This is a genomic window from Streptoalloteichus hindustanus, from assembly GCF_900129375.1.
Taxonomy (GTDB): Bacteria; Actinomycetota; Actinomycetes; order Mycobacteriales; family Pseudonocardiaceae; genus Streptoalloteichus; species Streptoalloteichus hindustanus.
The window spans coordinates 38637-57429 of record NZ_FQVN01000020.1 but is presented as its reverse complement, the minus strand read 5'-3'; the positions used below and the strand labels follow the sequence as shown (position 1 = coordinate 57429).

The following is an 18793-nucleotide window of genomic DNA, read 5'->3' as shown; positions in this document are numbered from 1 at the left end:
GGCTTGGCCCGGTTCCACACCTCACGGATGAAGTTGTCGTCCGACAACTCCAGCATGCCCTCGGTGGGCTCGACCCCGAGCACCTGGCGCATCGCGGTACTTGTCGCGGTCATCGCGCAGCGTGTCGGGCCGAGAGGTGGATGGCCGTATGTGCTGATCACCGAGGGTGAGATCCTTGGGGATCTCTGGATCGGCGGCGGCGATGGTGATGAGTCCATCGTGGACACCAACCGAGCCCATTCCAGTCAGTCGGGCGCACGGTGGAGCGAATGGTGGCTCACGGCTCCCGGTAGTCGTGGCTGTGGAAAGTGCCGCTGAGAAAACCGGGTTCGTCATTCCGCACTGCGCGACGTTGCCGGGGTGTTCACCTGATCGGGGTTGTCATGGGCGTGCGACGATGAGTGTCCGCGTGATCAGAGGATCGAGGAGCGATGCGACCTGGCGGTGGATCTGACATTGTCGGTGTGATCGACTATCGGACGGGCAACAGTCAAAGCGTGGTCCACGCCCTGAGCCATCTGGGAATCCCCAACAGGCTGGTGGCCGCCCCCGAGGAAGCGGACGGCGTGGGCCGGGTCATCCTGCCGGGGGTGGGAGCTGCGGGCACCACGATGCGTGTGCTGCGGTCGCGGGGCTGGCCGGAGTGGCTGGCGCAGCGGGTTTTGGTTGAGCGGACGCCGTTTCTGGGGATCTGTGTGGGCATGCAGGTGCTGTTCGAGCACAGCGCCGAGCAGGACACCGAGTGCCTGGGATGGTTGCCGGGACATGTGGTGCCGTTCGTGTGGTCGAGGACGGTGAGGGTGCCGCAGATGGGGTGGAACCGTGTCCGTCCCCGGCGACGTCACGCCTTTGTGTCGGAGATGCCCGAGGGCGGCTACTTCTACTTCGTCAACAGCTTCTACGTCGTGCCGAACCAGAACGACGACGTGGCGGGCAGGACCGAGTACGGCGAGACGTTCTGTTCGATGACCGCGCACCGCAACATCGTCGGCTGCCAGTTCCACGTGGAGAAGTCCGGACCGCTGGGTCTGCGACTGCTGGTCCGGTTCGCCTCGCTCACCTCGGAGGAACTGTGCTCGCCGCCCGCCTGATCGCCTGTTTCGACGTGATCGACGGGCGGGTCACCAAGGCGCGCCGCTTCCAGGACAACACCGACGTGGGAGACGCGCCCGCGATCGCCTCGCGGATGTACGAGGACGGCATCGACGAGCTGATCTTCTACGACATCCTCGCCAGCGCGCGGCGACGGCAGGCGGATCTGGCCACGATCACCGCGGTCGCCCAGCGGGTGTTCGTGCCGCTGACCGTGGGCGGGGGCGTCCGCTCCCTGGAGGACATGCACGCGGTGCTGGACGCCGGGGCGGAGAAGATCAGCCTCGACTCCATGGCCGTGCGCGATCCGGAGTTGCTGCGGCAGGGCGCTGAGGAGTTCGGCCGCCAGTGCGTCGTACAGAGCATGCAGGTCAAGCGCGTCCCCGAGACCGAGGCGATCCCCAGCGGCTACAGCGTGTTCGTGGACGGCGCCCGTGTGGACACCGGGATGGACGCGGTGTGGTGGGCGCGGCGGGGCGAGGAGCTCGGGGCCGGTGAGATCGTGGTCAACTCCATCGACCAGGACGGCACACACGCCGGCTACGACCTGCGCGTCACCCGTATGGTCGCTGAGGCGGTCGGGGTGCCGGTGGTGGCCTCGGGTGGGGCGGGCAGCGTCGCCCACGTGGCGGAGGCGTTCGTGGAGGCACAGGCCTCGGCGGCGATCGTCAGCTCACTGCTGTACTCGCCGCGGATGGAGCGCAACCACACCGTCGAGGAGATCAAGGCAGAGCTGAACGAGCGGCACAACCTGCCGGTCCGCCTCTGACCGTCTCAAAGCACTGCCATGACCGGACAGGGACCCGCGAGGCGAACCTCCGGGGTCCCTGTCCCTTGTGGAGGGTCAGGGAAAGCTGGGCGCCCGGGCCTCCAAACCCCGCACTTGCTCCGCCGAGGGCAGGACGGCCAAGTTCGCTCACCGTCCCCCGGGGTAGCAACGCGGTCTTGTCGCCCTACGGCGACTGCTCCGGCGAGGACCTCGTGCGTGGTTGTGCAGGGCCACGCAGACCCGACGGATGCAGGTTATCGGCGCCGACGTCGAGGGGCGACAGCCAGGACGGGTCGCTGCGGCAGGGCCTGCTGTTCTCCCCCTGGGGATTACCAGGTGGAGTCGCAGAGAATGCTCACCTGGATGATCTCCGAGCGGCCGGCTCGCGCCGCGTCGGCGTCCTCTGTGGACAGACCCTCGGTGGGTACCTCGTTTGCTGGCAGGCGGGTGCCGCCGCCGAAGATCCCGCAGCCGTCGACCGGCCCCTGGGGCCGCTCCGTCTGGCGGTCCGGGTCGGAGAAGGGGTGCAGCGCGGGACCTTTCACCAGGGCTTTGGCGTCGCCGGTGGTGGGGGCGCCCACGAAGTAGGCGCGCAGGAAACGCCGGTCTCCGGCGTTCTCGAACCGACGACCGCCGAGGCGGTGCTCGGCCACACCGACGTGGCCGAGCACCGCCTCCAACCGCTCGTCGTGGGTGGGGGTGGTGGACTTCAGGAGCCAGAGGCCGCCGCTGACCAACGCCACGAAGAGGCCGGTCCCCATCAGTGCGCCCACCGTGTACGTCAGCCGTTTCGACCTCATGCCCCTGACCCTCCTACTTCGTGATGCACATGTACGCACCGCTGTGGCACATGATCTTGTCAGCCTTGTCGCGCCACTTGCGGATGTCGTCCCGGTGCAGCAGCGGGTCGCCCTCCCAGTCCTTGCCGTCGGGGCGGGAGATGTTGGGGGCCTTGTCGTGGCCCCACCAGTAGTACATGTCCATGTTGTCCCAGTCGGAGTTGTTCTCCCTGGCCGCCCTGGACGTCTTCGGCAGCACCTCTTCCTTGAGGTACTTGTAGTAGTACGCGGTCACCCAGATCGCGACCTCGTCACTGGTGGCGAGGTCGGAGAACTTGGCTCGGCCGAACACGTTCGGGTACTTGGCCTTGACCAGGTCGAACACCGGCTGCTTGATGTTGGAGATCCCCATCGAGGGCCCGTCGCCGGCGTTCTTGCTGCTGTCGGCGAAGCTCGCACAGGTGGAGTAGAGCCCCAGGTCGTGGCACATCAGCTTGAGCCAGTTGTCGGCCATGACCAGGCCGCGGCCCGGCCCGGAGCCCGCGTGCTTGTTGCTCATCTCGATCAGGATGCGGGCGAGCACCATGCGGGGGTCGACGCCCGCGGCCCTGGCCGCCTTGATGGACCGGCTCAGCCAGTCGCCGTTGTTCTGGCACCAGTCGACGCCCGGCGTCGGCTGCGGGCTGCGGTCGACGCAGCCCACCAGGTCGCCGTCGGGGTGGTTGCGCAGCCGGTTCAACGCGTCCTCGACCGACTTCGCGTCCAGTCCGCCCAGCACCGAGCTGAGCTCCTTGCCCCGCTCGTTGCCCTTGGCGCCGAAGTTGTCGGGGTCGTTCTCCAGTCGCTCCTTCGCGTACTTGTCGCTGATGATCTTGATCGTCTCCAGGTACAGCCCGGCCGCGGTCGCGGCGTTCTTGCCAGCCGCCTCCGCGTCCGCCTTGGCCCGCGCCGCCGACTGCGCGGCCGCCGCCGCGGACAGCCGGGCGTCGGCGGCGGCCGCCTCGGCCCGCCGCGCCGACGCCTGCGCCGACCGGGCGGCGCGTTCGGCGCTGTCGCGGGCCGCGGTGGCCTGCCGGGCCGACTGAGCCGCCCGGTCGGCGTTCTCCTGGGCCCGGCTCGCGTGGCCCTTGGCCTGATCGGCGTAGTTCGAGGCCACCCTGGCCGACTCCTGCGCCTGCTTGGCCCACTGGTCGGCCTCGGCCGCGGCGCCGTCGGCCCGCAACGCGGCCTCCTGCGCCTCGGCGGCGTTCTGCTTGGCCGTCGCCGCCGACCTGTCCGCGCTGGCCAGCAGGGCGCTGATCAACGCGACGTGCGCCGTGGTGTCCTCGTCCCGGGTGCGCGCCTTGTGCAGGTCGACGTCCAGGAACTTGCGCAGGTAGGACGCGGGCCCCTCCAACGCGGCCTGACCCGCGGCCTTCACCTCGGGGCCGCCGGCGGCGACCGCCTGCCCCACCAGCACCCGGTCGTCGTCCTCGCGAGCCCGGAACTGCCCGACCCGGAGGAACTCCCGGACCGCCGCGGGCCCGGCGTTGATCGCCTTGTTGGCCGCGGCCCGCACGCCGGGACCGCCGGCCTGCATGATCTTGCCCGCCTCGACCAGGTCGTCGTCCTCGCTGCCCGGGTAGGTCTTCTCCGCCAGGAACGACCTGACCTGCTCGTAGTCGGCGGTGGCCACCTCGGAGGCCCTCTTCCGCAGCCCGGGACGGGCGCCCGCGCTGGCCAGGTGCACGGCGCTGGTGCGGTCGTCGAGCTGCACGGCCTGCGGCAACCGCTGCCTGGCGAACTGGATCACGTCATCGGCCTTGCCGGCCAGGGCGTTCTCCGCCTCGGCCCGCACCCACGGGCCGCCGGTGCGCCACAGCCTCGCGGCGGCCCGGCGTCCACTCTCGACGGCCACCGCGGCGGTGGTGTTCGGGTCGGCGGCCACCCCGACCAGGCGCTGGGCCTCGGCGTCGAGCTTGTTGGCCTGGCCCGTCTCCCACGCGGCGGCCTCCTTCTTGCTGTTCTCCTCCGCCAGCGCCTCCTGGGCGTCGCGGATCGCCTGGCTGCGCTGGGCGGCCAGGCGCTCCTCGTCGGCCTTGCGGGCCAGGTCGGAGATCGTGTGCGCCTTGGTGGCGGCGTTCTGCGCCTCCTTGGCCCATTCACCGGCCGAATCGGCGAACTCGTGCGACTTGCGGGCCGCGACCTGCGCCTCCCACGCTGCCTTCGCCGCCTCGTCCGCAGCGGCCGCCGCGGCCCTGGCGTGCGCCGCGGCCTCGTTGGCCGCCTGCCGCGCCTCGTTCGCCGCCGCTGCGGCGTCCCTGGCCAGCGCCTGCGCCGCCCCGGCTGCCCGGCGGGCCTCGTTGGCGGCGGCGCGGGCCCGGTTGGCCTGCCGCCTCGCCTCGGCCGCGCTGGCCCCGGCCTGCTCGGCCCACTTCCCGGCCTCGCCGGAGGCGCCGGCGGCGGCGTCGGCGTTGGCGGCCGCGCTCATCGCGGCGGTGAGCGCGGTGAACACCGCCTGGAGGGCGTTGCCCGCCTGCGCGGCGGCCTCACCCGCGGCCTGCGCGCCGTTGGCCGCGTCGCGGGCCTGCTGCGCAGCGGCGACGGCGCCCTCGGACTTGCTCTTGTCCCGGGCGGCGGCGCTGGCCGCGCTGTGCGCCCTGGCCGCGGCCTGGTTGGCCAGCGAGGCCGCGCGGACGGCCTGACCCGCGGCGTGCGACGCGGACCTGGCGGCCTCGGTGGCCACCGAGGCGGAGTTGATCGCGGTCTGGGCGGCCTCCGCGGCGCGGCGCGCCGAGTCGGCGGAGCGGTTCGCCGCGCTGGCGGCCCGTTCGGTGGAGTGCTTGGCGGCCTCGGCCTCGGCGGCCGCGCGCTGCGCCGCCTCCTTGGACACCCGGGCGGCCTCCACGGCCTGGTCGGCGGCCTCCTTGGCCAGCTGGGTCTGCACCGCGGCCTTCTCGCCCGCCTCGCGCGCCAGCTCGGCGAGCGCGGCGACCGACTTGACCTCCTGGTCGCGTTCGGCGGCGACCTGGTAGCCGACCCGCAGGAAGTCGCGGACGTCCTGGACGTCGCCGCTCAGCACCCGGCTGGCGACCCGCCGCACCTCGGTGCCGCCGGTCGACATGAGCTGGCCGACCCGGACCCGGTCGTCGTCGGCCTGCTCCCGCGGGTACTCGACGTTGATGAACCGCAGCATGTCGTCGGTGTCGCCGTTGAGGGCCTTGTTGCCCGCCCGCTTCACACCCGGGCCGCCCGCGGTCATGAGCTGGCCGATGCGCACCCGCAGGTCGTCCTCCCACGGCTTCTTCCAGCCGTCGGCCAGGAACTTCCCCATGTCCTCGACAGAGCCGTTGAGGGAGTCGCTGCCCGCCTTGCGGACACCGGATCCGCTGACGTTGAGCAGCAGCCCGATCTGCACCCGCAGATCGTCCTCGGCGAGCCGGGGGAACTCCTCGGTGAGGAACTTCCTGACGTCCTCGTCGGAGCCCGCCAGCGCGGCCTCGGCCGCCCTGGAGACCCCCGGCCCCGCCGACTTCATCAACGCGAGTGCCCTGGCCCGGTCGGGCGGCGGCGGCGGATCCTCCGCCATCGCCACGCCCGAGGGGAGCAGTCCCGACGTCAACGCCAGCGCGGTGGCCAGCGCGACCCATAATCGCGCGAGCATCCGAACCGTTCGCATGTGAACCCCCGGAGAACAACCGACAACCGAACTGAAAGAAATTGTATTGAATCAAGGTATACGTCACCCGTGGCGCGTGGCACAAGACCGTGAAGTGGTGGTGAAAGAATGTGCTGGGCCGTCCGGCCCAAGCCCTCCGCTCCGCCGGGCCCGCACCCCTGAAAGGAATGCTTGAAGCGTGCTTGACCAGGCCGAGACGGCGTTGCTACCTTGCACCCGGTTCCAGGGTTCGGCGAAGGTGTGTAAATCGCGCGCGGCTCTTCGGTCCGCTCGGATGAAACGGAACAACTCATTATGCGAACTCACGCTCGACTCGCGGCCCTCGGCGCCATGACCGTCGCGGTCGCGCTGGGCTGCGCGACCGCGGCCCTGTCGGCTCCGGCGAGCCCGGCCGAGGACACGCCGCCGCCACTCGTCGAGGACTACAGCTACCCCGGCGCGGCCAAGATCCTCCAGGAGCGCGGCATCACCCTGATCAAGGGGGACGGCCACATCCTGCTCATGGACGCCTGCCCCTCCGATCTCACCGGCGTGCTCGCCGTCCGCAGCCGCGGCAGCAACCCCGCCTGCTTCCAGGTCAGGGGCACCACCGGCTACCTGACCATGAAGATCCCCAACGTGATCTTCGTCAAGGGCACCGCGAACACCGTGTCCGCCACCGTGAGCAACGCCAACGGCGAGAAGAGCTACGCGATCCGCAAGGAGGAGTGGACCGAGGTCGGCGAGGCCGCCAACGACCCGGCGTCCACCCTGCTGAGCCTGTCCGTCAAGCCGTAACCCCACCGCACCCACGCGAGGGCGGCCCGCAGTGCGCGGCCCGCCCTCGCGGCGTCGGTGACGCAGCGTGCGGCAGCCACGGCGCGGTAGGCATCGGCGGCTGCCTGGTCCTGCCTCGCATGCCGCTGAAGTAGCCACAGATGTCTTGTGCGCGTCCTCCCCGGAGACCCGTTGCCGCCTGAGGGCCTCGCCTTCTACGACGCCGCACCAACATTCACCACGTCGGCCTCCACCCCGGGGCCGACCAATTGATCCACGCCCCGACCCGCACAGCGGTTCCGGTATCGTCGTGTCCACCGCTTTCTCATTCAGGACCACCAGATCTCGGAGCGATCTGCGGCACCAACGGGATACCTCGAACCGAGCCTTCGATGAAATGGGTCGGGGGGCCCGGCGCCCACGTCGTGTGTGGATGCCGGGCCCCCTTTTTCTTCTCGTTCTTATGGCCGGCCGGTGCGGGAGGGCTCAGAGGTCGTTGATGCGCAGGTAGAGCTTGTGGTACCCGCCGTCGCCGCCGTTGAAGTGCCAGACGTCCTCGTTGTTGGGCCGGGCGGCCAGGGCGAGCAGGCCGGCGCGGGTGAAGCCGATGCTGCGTTCGCACACCAGGTCGTCGTCGTTGGTCAACCAGCCCAGGATGGCGTTGAGCAGGCTGGCGCCCACCGACATGAAGGCGGCCCAGGCGGCGGCCCTCGCGGTCTCGTTGTCGCCGGCGGTGGTCAGCTCGGAGGAGGCCCTCGCGGCGTAGCGGGCGAAGTCCGACAGCGCCGAGCGCAGGTCGTTGTAGAAGCCGCCGCTGCTGTGGTCGGCCTCCCAGCACTCGATCTCGGCGGTCAGGTGCTGGTCGACGGTGCCGTTGAAGATGTAGGTCTTGTCGCCGTAGGAGTAGTCGAAGGTCTCAGTGTCCCCAGTGGACACCGCCCCGTACTCGCGGGTGGTGAAGGACTTGCGGGCGGTGGTGTCGCTGCCGGCGCCCACCGCCCAGTAGATCTCGTCGCGCCCGGACTCCCCGGACTCCCGCACGCAGTGGAAGCGGTCCATGCGCAGCCGCACGGTCAACGCCGCCAGGGTGCTGGCGTCCGGCACGGGCGGGCCGGTGACGATGGTGAGACCGCGTCCGTGGTCGGCCAGGGCGGTGGTGAACGCATCGTCGTCGATCGGCTCGTCGGGGGCCAGAGCGCCCAGGTCCACCACCCGCGCGTTGGGCTGGGCGAGCACCTGCTGTCCGATCGTCGGCAGGTTGTCGGTGAACTCCGCCAGCGAGTAGCCCGACTCCACCGATCTGCGCGTGACCGTCTCGGGCAGGGCGGGGACGGGGCCCGCCGCCAGGGCCTCGGAGTAGGCGCGGCCGAAGGCCCGCAACTCGGGCACCGGAACGTAGGTCGAGACCAGTTGGACCAGGTGCTGCTCCAGGTCGGTCAACGTCAGGCCGGCTTCCAACCGGGCCCCGGCGTGCAGCAACGCCCCGAGCAGGATGTTGCCCGACCGGTTGGTGTGGATCCGCCGCGCTCCGCGGGTGTCCGCCCGGGCGCCGCCGGACAGGATCGCCCGGGTGTGGTCCATCCGCTCCTGTTCGCTCCGCACTCCACGCGCCGTCGAGGTCGCCTGGCCAGCCTGGGAGGTCTCGGTGGTGCCTGTCACGCTCACACGTCCTTTGTGGTCGATCGGGTGTTCACAGGTTCTGCGGTGTCCTGGACGCGGCGGGGACGCGCGACGGCTGAGGGGAACCGGTCCGTCCTCCTCGTCGCCCACGCCCCCGATACGCCCAGCCTGCCGACACTGTCGCAACCCTCCCGACAGCCGGAAGTGATCAAGTGACAGAAGTATGTGTTCTGAAAGGAAAATCGCCTGTCTGGCGCAGGATGTCACCGTCGGTACTCCCCCGCGGCCGGGCTCGACAGGTCCCGCGTCGCTCTCTGTCCTGTTCGGACTGGTACTCAACAGTTGGCGAGCTTCCCGAGTACGCCGACCAGTGGGAAACCGGTGCTCTACCCCCATATTCTCCAGCGAAGGGTGTGAAGACAAGACTGTTCCTTGGCCTCAGGGGACATGACACTGCTCCCCATGGGAATGCTTGGCGCTCGCGGCACTGCTTCTGACCTTGCTCGCCGGCTTGCGCACGTCCGTTGGCTCGCCGGCGGCACAGGTGCCGGGAAGAGCACCGTGGCCCGGATCCTGGCTGAGCGCTTCGGCACGTACGTGTACGACGGCGACCGGGCTGAGCTCGGCTGGGTCGCGCGGTGCACGCCCGATCGACACCCGTATCTGTGCGCGATGGCGAGGCTCGCCGACGAGCAACGAAGCCAGCTCACGCCTGAGGACCAGTTCAACGGGATGGCCAGCCTGCACGGCGAGACGGTTGAGTTCCTCGTCGAGGATCTGCTCGCCCTCCCCGCCGACCGTCTTGTCCTGGTGGACTACTTCGGTATCGCGCCGCGCGACCTCGCCCCGCTGTTGACCTGGCGCGAACAGGCCGTGTTCGTCCTGCCCACGCCCGAGTTCCGGCGCCGCGTGCTCGGCATCCGCTTCGCCGACCCGGATCGAGCCCGGGTCAACTGGGGGGACGGCGACCACACCCGGGCGTTCGCCAACCGCCTTGCCCGCGACGAGTTGTGGGACGCCGAGCTTCGCCGACAGGCCGCCGCGGCAGATCTGCCGGTGCTCGCGGTTGACGGCACCCGCGATGCCGCGGAACTGGCTGATGACCTCGCGCGGCGGTTCCGGCTGGTGGATGACCGCAATGGCCAAGGGGTGTAGGACCACACAAGCGAGATCGCGTGGCGGGGACTGGTTCCGGCGAGCACGAGGTACCAGGTGGACAACAACGTCCTCCACGTCGACCAACACCGGTCCATCCGCGCGTTCGATCCATGAGACTGTCTGAACCCTGGGCTGATTCAGGAGACCGTTCCTGACTTCTCTCGCGATAATGGCCGACGTGGAGGAGGTCCAGGTCGTCGTCGCCCATCACGAGCGCGCGACGCTGCGCGTCGGCGACGCGTTCCTGAAGATCGACACTGATCAGGCGCGCACGGACGTGGAGGTCGAGGCGATGGCTCTGGCGCCGATCCCCACTCCGGAGGTCCTGTGGCGCAAGCCGCCCGTGCTCGCGCTCGCCGCCCTTCCCGGGACGGCACTCGGCCGCCTCGGCGAACCGTCGACCGCGTCGTCGGCGGCGTGGGCCGCGGCGGGCGCCGCCGTGCGGAGGCTGCACGACGCGCCGCTGCCACCCCGGACCGGTGGGAGCTTCGTCGAGGTCGAGTCGCACCTCGACGACGAATGTGCCTGGCTCATCGCCAATGGCGTCCTTCCCACCGACGTGGTCACGCGCAACCGCCGGATTGCCGAGGCTGCCCTGCGGCCGTGGACGCCGGTGTTCACGCACGGCGACCTGCAGCCCACCCACGTGTTCGTCGACGGTGACGAGATCACCGGTGTGATCGACTGGTCCGAGGCGGGCCGGGGTGATGCCCTGTTCGACCTCGCGACCCTGACGCTCGGCTACGAGGAGCACCTGGGCGACGTCGTCGCTGGCTACGGCGCTGACGTCGACCTCGACGTGATCCGGGCGTGGTGGTCACTGCGCAGCCTGCGGACCGTCCGCTGGCTGATCGAGCACGGCTTCGACCCGTGGCCCGAGGTCGCCGTGCTGAATTCCCAGCTGTGAGGCTGCCCGGGCCTGACGGCTCCGAGTGCCGTTCGGCTAGAGCACGGTGCCACCATCCGTCACCCCATAGCTCCAACACAGACCCAAGTACGGGGTCGGCGAGGGTGCGGTCAGAACCAGTGCAGGCAGTGCGGGGGGCGCTCGGCGCGGAAGAGGGTGTCAGCGACGGTGGCCGCGTCCGGGTTGTGGGCTCGGATGTGTCCGGCGCGCACGAGCGTGCTCGGGGTGGTGCCGCCGAGGTAGACCGAGGCCAGGTCGCTCACGTCCAGGGACAGGTCGGGCTCCAGGTCCGTGGGGACGCAGTCGGCCTTGCTGTCCCGGACGGTCAGCAGGTAGCGGCCGTGCTCGCCGAGGAACGGGTCGTCGACGTCGAGGACGAGTTCGCCGTCGGTGAGCCAGCCGCGCGAGGTCAACGCACGCGGGACGTCCAGCAGCCGCACCCAGAGCCAGTCGGTGCTGTCGCTCACCTTGCCGGCGTTGAAGTCCGCGAGCTGCCAGCGCAGCGGGTGCTCCGGCGGGAAGTGCTTGAACACGACCTCGGTGATCAGGTCGTGGCCGAGCGCGAACCGGGCCAGGGCCGTGAAGACGGCGTCGTCGGTGGCGATGGTCTCGTCGACCGTCAACGTTGCCTCGTCGACCGAGTAGCTGGCGTACCCGTCCGGGACGCCGTCGGCGTCCCGGTGGACGGCGACGTAGCGCGGCGCCGGAGAGACCGGGGGCTGCCCCGCGCCCAGGGCCCACCAGCGGTGTGGGCGGGACAGCGCGCCGGGCTGGGCACGGCGGTACCGGTCGTAGACCTCCTCCAGGATCTCGCCGCACTCGGCGCGACGCAGCAGCTCGACCGAGCCGGTCGCGAGGGCGTCGGCCGTTCCGCGTGCTCGGGGGACGGCGAGGGCGGCCTGGCGACGTGGCACCGTCAGCCGCTGCGTGTACGTCGCCGGTCCGTAGCCGAACCTGCGGTAGATCACGGCTTCGGAGGCGAGGAGTGCGGAGAGGAATTCCCCGCGGGCCCGCAGCTCGGTGAGCTGACGCCGCATCATGGCGGTCAGCACGCCCTGGCGCCGGTGCGAAGGCAGGACGCCGACGCAGGTCACCCCCGTGGCCGGGGCGAGGATCTGACCGGGCAGGGTGAGCTCGAAGGAGTACGCGCCGGCGGTGCCGACGGGCCGTCCGTCCGCCGTCACGGCGAGCAGGTTGCGATCCATCTCAAGCGCCGACCACCAGACCCCGCCGCCCTCGGTCGGGGTTTCCGGGAAGCGCCCGAACGCGGCATGGACTGTGTTGACGAAGACGTCGAGGTCCTGGTCGCTCGTGGGGCGGATTTCCATTGCTGCCGCTGCCTTCCCGGGGTGCCGGTACCACGACTCGTGGTGTTCCGCCACAGTGGCGCTGACCTGTGGCCAGATCAAGTGAATTGCGGCCGGGCCCAGCAGAAGCAGCGGCAGGAAGGGGCGAACACCGGCTCCGCCCCCTCCGCCGCGCCGAGAACTCGGCTCCGCTGTTGCCGTCCGCGACGACAGGCTCCGAATCGTGGGCCTTCAGCCCGCCGTCACTCGTCGCCCATCCGGAAGCACGCCGTGCTGGTGGTCGGGACCACCTCCGGCTGACGGCGTGAGCTCCGCGAAGGGCGGGTCAGCCTCTGCTGAGGTCGTTCTGCCAGGAGCGGGAGCTGAAGCTGGTCCTGGTGCCGAAGGGGTCGTCCCAGGTGGTGCCGTAACGGACGGCGGCCAGCCAGGCGCGGTCGCCGCTGCTGTCACGCATGCGGATCGAGCCGGTGTACTCGTTCTCGGAGATCCACGAGTCGCCGGCGCCGGAGATGTCGAAGCGCAGCGCGAACCGGATCTGCTCTGGGTAGATGTTCCAGTTGATGATCTTGCGCATGCTGTCGCTGGAGCCGGTGTGGGCGAGGTAGTGGTACTTGCCCTTGCGCTGCACCGGACGAGACCAGGAGCCGGTGGGGCCGACGCGGTACTGGAGCTCGGCGTTCTTGATGGTGTGGTTGTCGATGTCCCCGTCGGCGGTGACGAACCGGCACTGGATGACGCCGGACTTGCTCACCGAGCTCTTGGGCATGAAGTCCTTGCCCTCCCACAGACCGAGCGGGTAGTAGGTGTCCCCCGTTCCCTTGCACCAGTAGAGGAGGAACGGCATGTTGGCGGCGAGCCGGCGCTTCTTGTTGTCCTTGTCCTTGTAGTGGATGAAGTGCTGGTTGGACTGGACCCCGGACTCGTCGTCCTTGGCCGCGCGCAGGGCGGCTGCCTCGTCGGCCGTGGTCGGGTCCTCGGGCTGGGCGGTGCCGTCGACGGTCACGTTCTTCTCCCGGAAGGGTCGGTGGCGGTCAGAGGTCGGTGTCGTGCCGCTCGGCGCCGGCGCGCAGGTCGGCGGGGAGCAGGTCGGCGGAGAACCGCAGGCCTCCGTCGCCGACCGCCCGCACGCCTGAGTCGCTCTGGCTGGCCAGGGACTGGACGTGGGAGACGAGCGCCTCGGTCATCGGGGTGGAGCGGAGGGTGTAGACGTCCTTGAGGTTGCCCTCGATGCCCGGCGCCTCGATGACCCCGCTGAACCTGCCGATCTTCCGGGTGCCGGACTCGGCGCGCAGGTAGATGAAGTCGCCGTCGAGCACGCGTGCCACCGGGGAGACCTCGATCCAGGACACCCAGCCCGGACGGATGGTCACGGTCATCGTCTGGGTGAAGGTGGTCGACTCGCTCCACGAGGCGCTGAAGGAGTACGTCGTCGACGCCTTGACCAGGTCGAAGAAGCTCGCCTCCGCCGAGTACTCGATCCCGAAGGTGTACTCCGAGCTGATCGTCCTGGACCCGCCGACCGTCATCGAGGCGTCGTCGGGGGTGTCGTTGAAGACCGGGTCCCCCACGTAGGTCGGGATACCCCGGTAGTAGCTCATGACCTTCCAGTTGCCGACGACGCCGTACCCGTTGGTGTTGTCCCCGACGGGGTCCTTCCAGTGGGCGGCGGGCACCTCGCTCGACCTGATGACCGGGACCTTCTCCGGGAAGTCGTAGTAGCTCCCGAAGCCGAGCCGGTGCATCTTCTCGCTCAGGGCTCGCTTGTCCGGATCACGGCTCAACAGCAGTTCGCGGTCGTCACTGGCCACAGCGGTCCTCCACGAAAGGGGAAGAGGGGACGGGTCGACGAACACTCCAGGTGACCGAAGCACGGACACCACCCCACTCTTGATCACGGAGGACGCCACCCAAAACCCCCAGACGAGGGACTGACCATGTGAGCGACGAGCCACCCCCGCCCCCGCGGCGAGGAGGGAACACCCTCCTGCTCTCATCCGGGACAATCCCTGATGGCGGGTGGGGGTGGCGGCGTTAGCGTCTTGGTGTGTTGAGACGCGTGTTGTTGGTGGTGGTGGCCGGGGCGGCCGCGGTTCTGGTTCCGTGGACGGTCTTCCTGTCGGCCACGTTGCCGACGCGGTACGACACGGGCCTGTGGCGGTGGAGCTGGGTGGGGTTCGACGTCGCGCTGGTGGGTTGCTTCGCCGCGGCGGCGTGGCTGGGCTGGCGCCGTCGGCGGGCCGCGGTGACGCTCATGACCTTCACGGCGGCGATGCTGTGCTGCGACGCCTGGTTCGACGTCACGCTGGGTTGGGGCTCGCCGGGGCACTGGAGCGCCGTCGCGTTGGCCGTGTTGGTCGAACTGCCCGTCGCGGGCCTGCTGCTGGCCAGGGCCCACGTGCTGTTGACCGGCGGCATGGTCCGCCGGGAGTTCACCGTCGCCGACATCGAGCTGCACACCCGGCCCGAGTACCAACGGCTGCAGGAGGCCCTCGCGACGACCGAGCCGGCCACCACCGAGGAGTTGGCCGACGCGCTCTCGTGTCCGGCCGACGAGCTGTCCCCGATGCTCGATCGACTGCTTCGGGCCGAGCGGCTGAGGCGCGGGCGGGACGGTCGCTGGCGCCGCGTCCCCCAGTCCCTGATGCCCCCCGCGCTCGAGCGCCTGAGCGAGGCCGACCAGGCGCGGCTCCGCGCCTTCTACGACGAGAAGTACGACTACGAGCTGCGGTTGTTCGACTGGGCGGTGCGACACCGCGACGAGTTCGGCTCGTGGGCGCAGGGAAGCCGAGGCAACGCCCACCTCACCGAGGCCGAACTCGCCGAGTTCAACGCCGAGTACGAGGGAATGTTCACCCGGTACTGCCTGCTCCGCAGCAGTCCCGCTCCCGGAACGCGCCACATCACCGTTCGCTGGTACGCCTTCCCCACTCCGGAACACCCGCTGACCGCGCCAGCGCACGCACCACAGCAGACTTCACGCGTCGCGCGGGAACCGGAACAATGAGGTTCGCCCGTCTGTCCACTGCGGACCGAGCAACGCGGACACCTCCGGACGCGTCCCCTGTGGACACTCCGACTGTCGCAAGAGGAGTGATCAGCCGGAGCGCCAGATCTTGATCAACAAAGGGAAAGCCGTCGCCGCCCGCCCGATCGCCGGGCGGAGTGGGACACGCCACGGTTCCCACCGCGTCCGCCGCTCGTGGCCGGCCGCTTCGGGAAGTGGACATTAGAGTCAAAAGGGTGAATGGTGTCGCGCTGCCCCGCTGGTCCGTCGTCGTCCCCCCGCTGAGTGTGCTGGTCCTCGCCGTCGGCTGGGGACGCGAGAGCCTCGGGGTGGCGCTGCTCGTGCTCGTCTGTCTGGCGCTGGGCGGCGCGGTGATCGCCGCCGTGCACCACGCCGAGGTCGTCGCGCACCGGGTCGGCGAGCCGTTCGGCACGCTGATCCTGGCCATGGCGGTGACCGTGATCGAGGTCGCGTTGATCGTCACGCTGATGGTCTCCGGCGGCGACAAGGCGGCCTCCCTGGCCCGTGACACGGTGTTCGCCGCCATCATGATCACCTGCAACGGCATCGTCGGCCTGGCGCTCCTGATCGGGTCGTTGCGGCACCGCGTGCAGGAGTTCCGCGCGCACGCCTCCGGCGGCGCGTTCGCCGTCGTGCTCGCGCTGGTCACGCTGAGCCTGGTCCTGCCCACGTTCACGACCAGCAGCCCGGGGCCCACCTTCTCCGGCGCGCAGTTGGCCTTCGCCGGTGTGGCGTCACTCGTGATGTACGGGCTGTTCGTGTTCGTCCAGACCGTGCGCCACCGCGACTACTTCCTGCCCAAGGTGGACCGGACCCCCGACGACCACGCCGAGGCGCCGTCGACGCGCACGGCGCTGCTGAGCCTGGGCCTGCTGCTGGTGTGCCTGGTCGGGGTCGTCGGACTGGCCAAGACCGTGTCCCCGACGCTGGAGGCCGCCGTCGCGGCGGCCGGCGCGCCGGTGTCGCTGGTCGGGGTGCTGATCGCGCTGCTGGTGCTGATGCCCGAGACCGTCGCCGCCGTCCGGGCCGCGCTGCGCGACCGCCTCCAGGTGAGCCTGAACCTGGCGCTGGGGTCCGCGCTGGCCAGCATCGGCCTGACCATCCCGGCGATCGCGCTGGCCTCCCTCTGGCTGACCGGACCGCTCGTGCTCGGCCTGGACGGCAAGGAACTCGTGCTCCTCGTGCTCACCGGCGGGGTGGGCACGCTCACGCTGGTGTCCGGCCGCGCGACGGTGCTCCAGGGCGCGGTGCACCTGATGGTCTTCAGCGCGTTCCTCCTCCTCGCCGTCACCCCGTAACCGGAGGGCGATCAGCTACCGTTTGCCGTTAACCCCACTCCTGGACACCGGCGGACTCGTTCACACGTGGAACACTCGGCTGAGTACGGGGCCACTCTGGCTCAGCCGAGCCCCTGAATCACGCGCCTTTCCGCCAGGGAGAGACCCAAAAGGGAACGAACAGGCCGGTGGCAACGACCGACCAACCGCACACCACCACCTGAGAAGCCAGCGCCTTCCGCATTCCGGAGGAACGTTGCCAGCACGCCCTCCCCTCAGGCCTGAGTTTTTCGTCATTCCACACTGCGTCATGCCCGACCCGATATCCGCGATGCTCGCGCACTTCGCCCACCTCCACCTCGCCGATTCCGGACCCCGTCCCACGCCACGTCCGCTGGACCACCAGGGCGACGACGGCGGTCAGGCCGTGGCGTGGAGGTGGTGGACCGTGGCCAGGTGGGCTGCTGTCAGGCGGGTGTGGGTGGCTGCTCGCTCCTCGGGCGTGGTGTGCGGGTGGGTGTGGGCAAACAGCCACATCAGGTCGTGGTAGCGGTACCAGCCGGACTGGGGTGAGTCCAGCAGACCTCGGTCCACGAGGTCCTCGACGAGCTCTTCCGCCGTCGCCGGTGGCCGGTCGAGAACGGCGGTGGCGGAGCCGACGCAGAAGCCGGACCAGGTGGGGACCGCGAGCAGTCGGAACGCCCTGGACAGCTCGGGGTCGAGCTGCTCGTGGCTCGCGGCGAAGCAGTCGCGGATCGTCAGGTCGCCGGCGCGCAGTTCGGTGAGGCGGCGGTCCTGGTCGGCCAGTCGGGTGGTCATGGCCGACAGCGACCAGGTGGGCCGGGTGGCCAGGCGCGCGCCGATGATCCGGATGGCCAGCGGGAGGTGGCCGCAGGCGGCCGCCAGGTCGACGGCCGCGTCGGCCTCGGCGCTCACCCTGGCCTCGCCGAGGATCGCGGTGAGCATGGCCAGGGCCTCGCCGGTGTTCACGGTGGTCAGCGGGGACCGGGTCACCGACCACCCGGTCAGCCAGCTCAGCTCCGGCAGGGTGTGCCTGCTGGTGACCAGCACGGCGCAGTGCGGGCCGGTGGGCAGCAGGGGGCGGATCTGCGCCGCTCCGGCGGCGTTGTCCAGCACCAGCAGCACGTGCCGGTCGGCGGTGACGGAGCGCAGCAGCTCCACCCGTTCGGTCGACGAGGCGGGGATCGCGGCGGGGGCCACGCCGAGCGCGCCGAGGAGGTCGGCGGCCACCTCGCCGGGGTCGGCCGGCTGCCGGTCGGTGCCGCGCAGGTCGACGTGGAGCTGCCCGTCCGGGTAGCGCTCGCGGACCTGGTGGGCCAGGCGCACGGCCAGCGCGGTCTTGCCGATCCCGCCCATGCCGGTGATCGCCACCAGCGGGCGCGGGCCGCGCAGGGCGTCGCGGAGGTGGGCGAGCGTCGCGGCGCGGCCGGTGAAGTCGGCGGTGTCCTCGGGCAGGTGGGTGGGTGACGGGCGGGCCGCGGTGCCGCGCGGGTCAACAGGTGCAGGTGAGGCGAGGAGCAGCGGGTCCGCGCGGAGCACTCGTCGGTGCATCTCCCGGAGGCCCGGTCCCGGCTCGATGCCCAGTTCCTCGTCGAGCACCCGGCGCGTGTCGGTGTAGACGGACAGCGCCTCCGCCTGGCGTCCACACCGGTAGGCGGCCAGCATCAGCAACTCCGCCAACCGTTCCCGCATCGGGTGGGCGGCGACCAGCCCGGCCAGCTCGATGGCCGCCTCCTCGTGGCCGCCGGTCTGGAGTTGCCAGTCGAGCGTCTGTTCGGCGGCGCGCAGCCGTTGCTCGGCCAGCCGGGCCCTGGTCGCCTCGGCGAACGGCCCGGGGATGCCGGCCAGGCCGTGCGCGGGCCACTGGTCGAGGACCTGCCGCCCGATGCGGGCCGCCCCGGCGACGTCGCCGGCCGCAGCCGCCGCGGCGGCCTCGGCCAGCCGGGCCTCCTGCGCGGCGAGGTCGACGGCCTGGCGGGGCACGCGGAGCAGGTAGCCGTCGCTCTCGCGCACCAGGGTGTTCGGGACGACCAGGGCCCGGCGGAGCCGGGAGATGTGACTGCGGAGGGTGGTGCGGGGCTGCGCCGGCGGCGTCGGCCCCCACAGCCCGTCGACGAGCTCGTCGACGGCGACCAACTGGTCGCAGCGCATCAGCAACATCGCCAGCACTGCGCGTTGCTGCGGAGCGCCCAGGGCGAGTTCCCGGCCGCCGTGCCAGGCCCGGACCGCGCCGAGGACCTCGAACCGCAGCGGACCGCCCGCGCTGGCCCGCCCCGGCTCGGGGGACGAACCGACGGGCTGGCGCCACATCACGATTGACTCCTGCACAGGTACCCCCAGACCCCTGGTCGATGACGCGGCCCGAGTCTGGTGAGGCGCCCGCAACAACCAGCCAATATCCGTTCAACACGCTATTGACGCTGG

Annotated in this window: 14 protein-coding genes; 7 read left to right on the top strand and 7 right to left on the bottom strand. The window is 70.6% G+C overall.

The features are described from left to right. Nucleotides 1–464: 464 nt before the first annotated feature. The gene (hisH, locus tag BUE43_RS31650) at nt 465–1091 is read left to right on the top strand and encodes an imidazole glycerol phosphate synthase subunit HisH (RefSeq protein WP_159447825.1); all 627 of its coding nucleotides are present in this window, start codon (nt 465–467) and stop codon (nt 1089–1091) included. After that, nucleotides 1073–1861: an imidazole glycerol phosphate synthase subunit HisF gene (gene hisF, locus BUE43_RS31645; protein ID WP_073490031.1), complete on the top strand. Its 789-nt coding sequence runs from the start codon at nt 1073–1075 to the stop codon at nt 1859–1861. The genes hisH and hisF overlap by 19 nt, the downstream gene beginning before the upstream one ends. 329 nt (nt 1862–2190) lie before the next feature. On the opposite strand, the gene BUE43_RS31640 is transcribed toward hisF, so the two are convergent. Beyond that, complete coding sequence (locus BUE43_RS31640; RefSeq protein ID WP_073490030.1) at nt 2191–2661, bottom strand: hypothetical protein; 471 nt, start codon at nt 2659–2661, stop codon at nt 2191–2193. A gap of 13 nt (nt 2662–2674) precedes the next feature. Next, complete coding sequence (locus tag BUE43_RS31635; protein WP_083960375.1) at nt 2675–6298, bottom strand: ALF repeat-containing protein; 3624 nt, start codon at nt 6296–6298, stop codon at nt 2675–2677. Between the two features lie 330 nt (nt 6299–6628). On the opposite strand from BUE43_RS31635, the gene BUE43_RS31630 reads away from it, so the two are divergent. Further along, the gene (locus BUE43_RS31630) at nt 6629–7075 is read left to right on the top strand and encodes a hypothetical protein (protein WP_073490028.1); all 447 of its coding nucleotides are present in this window, start codon (nt 6629–6631) and stop codon (nt 7073–7075) included. Between the two features lie 465 nt (nt 7076–7540). On the opposite strand, the gene BUE43_RS31625 is transcribed toward BUE43_RS31630, so the two are convergent. Further along, the gene (locus BUE43_RS31625; RefSeq protein WP_143174519.1) at nt 7541–8713 is read right to left on the bottom strand and encodes a hypothetical protein; all 1173 of its coding nucleotides are present in this window, start codon (nt 8711–8713) and stop codon (nt 7541–7543) included. Between the two features lie 522 nt (nt 8714–9235). Between BUE43_RS31625 and BUE43_RS31620 the strand changes: the two genes are divergently transcribed. Both BUE43_RS31620 and BUE43_RS31615 read left to right on the top strand, forming a co-directional pair. After that, on the top strand, nt 9236–9829 hold the full coding sequence (locus BUE43_RS31620) for a hypothetical protein (protein ID WP_073490026.1): 594 nt from the start codon (nt 9236–9238) through the stop codon (nt 9827–9829). Between the two features lie 172 nt (nt 9830–10001). After that, the gene (locus BUE43_RS31615; protein ID WP_200797746.1) at nt 10002–10739 is read left to right on the top strand and encodes a phosphotransferase family protein; all 738 of its coding nucleotides are present in this window, start codon (nt 10002–10004) and stop codon (nt 10737–10739) included. Nucleotides 10740–10849: 110 nt separating this feature from the next. Here the strand turns inward: BUE43_RS31615 and BUE43_RS31610 are convergent, their stop codons facing one another. The 3 genes from BUE43_RS31610 to BUE43_RS31600 all read right to left on the bottom strand — a co-directional run bounded on the left by BUE43_RS31610 (nt 10850) and on the right by BUE43_RS31600 (nt 13854). Beyond that, nucleotides 10850–12067 (bottom strand): GNAT family N-acetyltransferase, encoded by a 1218-nt coding sequence (locus tag BUE43_RS31610; RefSeq protein WP_073490025.1) that lies wholly within the window; start codon nt 12065–12067, stop codon nt 10850–10852. Between the two features lie 304 nt (nt 12068–12371). Continuing rightward, entirely contained in the window at nt 12372–13049 is a 678-nt protein-coding gene (locus BUE43_RS31605) for a hypothetical protein (RefSeq protein ID WP_073490024.1), read from the bottom strand. A gap of 28 nt (nt 13050–13077) precedes the next feature. Beyond that, entirely contained in the window at nt 13078–13854 is a 777-nt protein-coding gene (locus BUE43_RS31600; RefSeq protein WP_073490023.1) for a hypothetical protein, read from the bottom strand. Nucleotides 13855–14090: 236 nt separating this feature from the next. Here BUE43_RS31600 and BUE43_RS31595 point away from each other — a divergent pair, with 236 nt between their 5' ends. Both BUE43_RS31595 and BUE43_RS31590 read left to right on the top strand, forming a co-directional pair. After that, nucleotides 14091–15050, top strand: coding sequence for a hypothetical protein (locus BUE43_RS31595; RefSeq protein ID WP_083960374.1), 960 nt, complete (start codon nt 14091–14093; stop codon nt 15048–15050). A gap of 236 nt (nt 15051–15286) precedes the next feature. Beyond that, nucleotides 15287–16369: a calcium:cation antiporter gene (locus tag BUE43_RS31590; RefSeq protein ID WP_200797745.1), complete on the top strand. Its 1083-nt coding sequence runs from the start codon at nt 15287–15289 to the stop codon at nt 16367–16369. Nucleotides 16370–16768: 399 nt separating this feature from the next. Here the strand turns inward: BUE43_RS31590 and BUE43_RS31585 are convergent, their stop codons facing one another. Next, a complete protein-coding gene (locus BUE43_RS31585; protein WP_073490021.1) occupies nt 16769–18679 on the bottom strand; it encodes an AfsR/SARP family transcriptional regulator in 1911 nt (636 codons plus the stop codon). Nucleotides 18680–18793: the final 114 nt, after the last annotated feature.

Bases quoted from the DNA above. Each gene is read 5' to 3' on its own strand.
- BUE43_RS31585 (WP_073490021.1), bottom strand. From the start codon at position 18,679: ATGTGGCGCCAGCCCGTCGGTTCGTCCCCCGAGCCGGGGCGGGCCAGC.
- BUE43_RS31615 (WP_200797746.1), top strand. From the start codon at position 10,002: ATGGCCGACGTGGAGGAGGTCCAGGTCGTCGTCGCCCATCACGAGCGC.
- BUE43_RS31610 (WP_073490025.1), bottom strand. From the start codon at position 12,067: ATGGAAATCCGCCCCACGAGCGACCAGGACCTCGACGTCTTCGTCAAC.
- BUE43_RS31630 (WP_073490028.1), top strand. From the start codon at position 6,629: ATGACCGTCGCGGTCGCGCTGGGCTGCGCGACCGCGGCCCTGTCGGCT.
- BUE43_RS31635 (WP_083960375.1), bottom strand. From the start codon at position 6,298: ATGCGAACGGTTCGGATGCTCGCGCGATTATGGGTCGCGCTGGCCACC.
- BUE43_RS31640 (WP_073490030.1), bottom strand. From the start codon at position 2,661: ATGAGGTCGAAACGGCTGACGTACACGGTGGGCGCACTGATGGGGACC.